Genomic DNA, 1,210 nt, shown 5'->3' on the forward strand with positions numbered 1-1,210 from the left:
GGGATGCCGGTCATCACGTCGACGAAGAAGGTGATGGCCTTGCCGAGCTTGCTGCGCGAGCCGTACTCCACCAGGTAGATGGAGGTCATCAGGCCGATCGGGACCGAGATGATCGTCGCCGCCAGCGTGATCAGCAGGGTGCCCCAGATGGCGTGGATCGCGCCGCCGCCATCGCCGATGACGTTGCGCATGCTGTACGTGAAGAACTCGATGTCGAAACGGGCGATGCCGTTGACGAGCACCGTGAACAGCAGGGAGATCAGGGGGAGGAGGGCCACCAGGAAGGCGGCCGAGACGATGGCGGTGATGAAGCGGTCGGTCGCCTTGCGCTGACCCTCGACGATGGACGAGATCACGTAGATCGCCGCGACGAACAGCACCGTTCCGAGGAACACGGTGGCGGCGATGTTGAAGTCGCCGACGGGGTTGCCGATGTTGGCGAATCCGAACACGACCGCCATGAGGGCCCACGACGCTGCGAGGACGATCCACGGCGTCGCCTTCGGAAGGCGGCCGCTGGTGAGGGAGTTCGCCTTCGCCGGTGCGGAGGTCTTCTCGATGGTGGTCATCAGTTGGCTCCCGAGAACTCGGCGCGGCGCGCGACGATCCAGCGCGCCAGTGCGTTGACGCCGAAGGTGAGGACGAACAGGACGAGACCGGTGGCGATGAGCACGCTGATGCCGTCACCGTAGGCCTCCGGGAACGACAGGGCGATGTTGGCGGGAATGGTGGTGGGGTTCGTCGCGGTGAGGAGCTCGAAGGTGACCACGCCCGACACGGACAGCACCATGGTCACGGCCATCGTCTCGCCGAGCGCGCGCCCGAGGGCGAGCATCGCGGCGGAGACCATGCCGCCGCGGGCGAAGGGGAGGACGGCCATCTTGATCATCTCCCAGCGGGTGGCGCCGAGAGCGAGGGCCGCTTCTTCGTGAAGCACCGGGGTCTGCAGGAACACCTCGCGGCAGATGGCGGTCATGATCGGCAGGACCATGATCGCGAGCACGAGGGCGGCGGTCAGGATGGTGCGGCCGGTGGCGGAGACCTGGCCGCCGAACAGCGGGATCCAGCCGAGGTATTCGTTCAGCCAGACGTAGAACGGCTGCGCCATGCCGGCGAAGACGAGGCCGCCCCAGAGGCCGAAGACGACGGACGGCACGGCGGCGAGCAGATCGATGATGTAGCCGAGCACCGCGGAGATTCTGCGGGGCGC

At 66.9% G+C, this 1,210-nt stretch carries 1 protein-coding gene and 1 pseudogene; both read right to left on the bottom strand.

Features of this window, described 5'->3' with window-relative positions; genetic code table 11:
• A pseudogene (locus B4E30_RS06660) lies at window positions 1–569 on the bottom strand (phosphate ABC transporter, permease protein PstA); the annotation flags it as partial.
• Window positions 569–1,210 (bottom strand): phosphate ABC transporter permease subunit PstC (gene pstC, locus B4E30_RS06665; protein ID WP_286794150.1); only part of this gene is annotated, 642 nt, incomplete at its 5' end. The gene pstC and the pseudogene B4E30_RS06660, both read right to left, overlap by 1 nt.

The sequence above is a fragment of the Microbacterium sp. UBA3394 genome, assembly GCF_002358725.1.
GTDB lineage: Bacteria > Actinomycetota > Actinomycetes > Actinomycetales > Microbacteriaceae > Microbacterium > Microbacterium luteum.